Raw genomic sequence first — 1,987 nt, forward strand, 5'->3', positions numbered from 1 at the left:
GTGATTTTTGCATAACTTCCAGACTTTCTGTGCGAGGAGAATCTGAAAGTATGAAACACTTCATGGCTTTATCCTAATTTGTCGGGCACTGTGCTCCCCCTAAAAACTGCCCAACATTTCCAATCTATAGATGCAATAGAGACACCTCAACATTTAGTAAAATTAACCAAAAATAGGGTTCAATAGCTTCGGGTATGAAAATGAATCTGGATTCAATTGAATATTTCTATCCAAGAATTCTTTTGCAACATCATCTGTAAAGTCTTGATTCTTTGTATATCGCACTTCTTGTAATTTATCCTGTTTTACCGGGGGGGCAGAGAATATTAATTCGGAGTCAACCCCAGAGACCAAACCTTGCTGTGCTACCAATACTGAACGCATAGTAAAGTCAAATGGGGTGTCTTCTGGATGAAGTTTAGGGACACAGTGGAAAAGCATATTCCCACTATCCAATCCTTTACTCAACAGATGTATGGTTGCTCCGACATAACTGGGATTATTGTCGTAGAGTGCCCAAAAGTTGCATGAGGACCCTCTGTAATAAGGAGAGAGACCCATGTGAATGTTTATTGCACGATGTTCCACAAGAAAATCAACTAACCACCCCTTGATGTAACTAGCACCAAAGACAACATAAACATCGGATTGAAGTGCATCAGATAGTTGATTTCTATCCAGTTTATTTAAGTCCCCTGATTTAATGGAGAGGGTTCTAACATTGTGTGGCAAGAAACTGATGTCACCAAATATGTTTTTTTCTGATTGAATTACATTTTGAAAGTAGGTCTGCATTATTTCCGACTTTTTGAAGAAGTCGTTAACTCGACCCGGAAACACGGTATTTACTTCACTAACCAGAAAGACTGAATCGCAAATTTTTGAAAACTCTTTTGCGAGATTTAGGTGTCGTGGTTGGTTACTGCTGAAAATAGTGACTTTCATAGACACATCCCCTTGAAGACATTGGCATGGTCTTCTCTAGGAATCTCAAGAGGGGAACGAACTTCTTTCACCGACATACTAGACCTAAATCCGATATCTATTTTCATACTCTTAAGGATTTCTAGAGTGGTTTTGTTGTAGTCACCACATGGGTGTGACATGACTTTGATAGGTTTGCCAATTAAATTTGTAAGGTGGTCATAGTTGTTTTGATATTCCAATTCTTGCTCTGCTTTACTTAATTTGCTCATTTGGGTTGGGTGTGAGTATGAGTGCAAACCAATCAGATGACCTTTAGACTCGGTGGTAACCAAGTCTTCTTCTGACATCCATAGGTCTTTCTTTGCGGTATTCGCATCAAAATCACTTTGAATCATCAACTGATTCATGAGTTCATCGTATTGATTTCCAACTAGATACTGGTCTCGGAGATATCGGAACCATTTATCGTTTTCGGTATAAAAAGGAAATGCTGCTAGGTAATTTAGTTCCGAGTATTTGGCATGATGCCGTGAAAATTCTGCTGCATCTATTTGTTCAACTGAATGAAAAAAATGTTCGTAAAACTTATCAATATCAGCATAGCAAGCAGTTCTAAAATACCTATAGATTTCTAATGGGTCGGGGTTTTGACCGAAAGCACTGCTGTAAACGAAGAAGAATGCTTGAATGCCTAATCTCTCCATTACTGGAACAGCAATGTCGTATTGGCATTTCAATGCGTCATCAAAAGATAGGCAAATATCAGTACTTATTAGGGTGCCATTCTCAAATTTCTCCTTGTATTGACTGGCACTCAAAATTGAGTAGTGCTTGTTTAACCAGTCAATCATTTGGATGAAATCAGAGGAACTTAAACTGCCTTGAGCAGGCAAGTGTTTATCATCATGAAAGTGGTGAAACATCACTGAATGAGTAGTTTTATGCATCTTGAATCAATACCTTAAAGCACAGTGCCCGACAAATTAGGATAAAGCCATGAAGTGTTTCATACTTTCAGATTCTCCTCGCACAGAAAGTCTGGAAGTTATGCAAAAATCAC

Annotated in this window: 2 protein-coding genes; both read right to left on the minus strand. The window is 38.4% G+C overall.

The features are described 5' to 3' along the window. Positions 1–162 precede the first annotated feature (162 nt). Positions 163–945, minus strand: a complete 783-nt coding sequence (locus Q397_RS0120110; RefSeq protein ID WP_028880908.1) for a formyltransferase family protein — start codon at positions 943–945, stop codon at positions 163–165. Then, positions 942–1,874 (minus strand): polysaccharide deacetylase family protein, encoded by a 933-nt coding sequence (locus Q397_RS0120115; RefSeq protein ID WP_205618872.1) that lies wholly within the window; start codon positions 1,872–1,874, stop codon positions 942–944. Before Q397_RS0120115 ends, Q397_RS0120110 begins: the two co-directional genes overlap by 4 nt. Positions 1,875–1,987 lie beyond the last annotated feature (113 nt).

The sequence above is a fragment of the Terasakiella pusilla DSM 6293 genome (assembly GCF_000688235.1).
GTDB classification, from domain to species: domain Bacteria; phylum Pseudomonadota; class Alphaproteobacteria; order Rhodospirillales; family Terasakiellaceae; genus Terasakiella; species Terasakiella pusilla.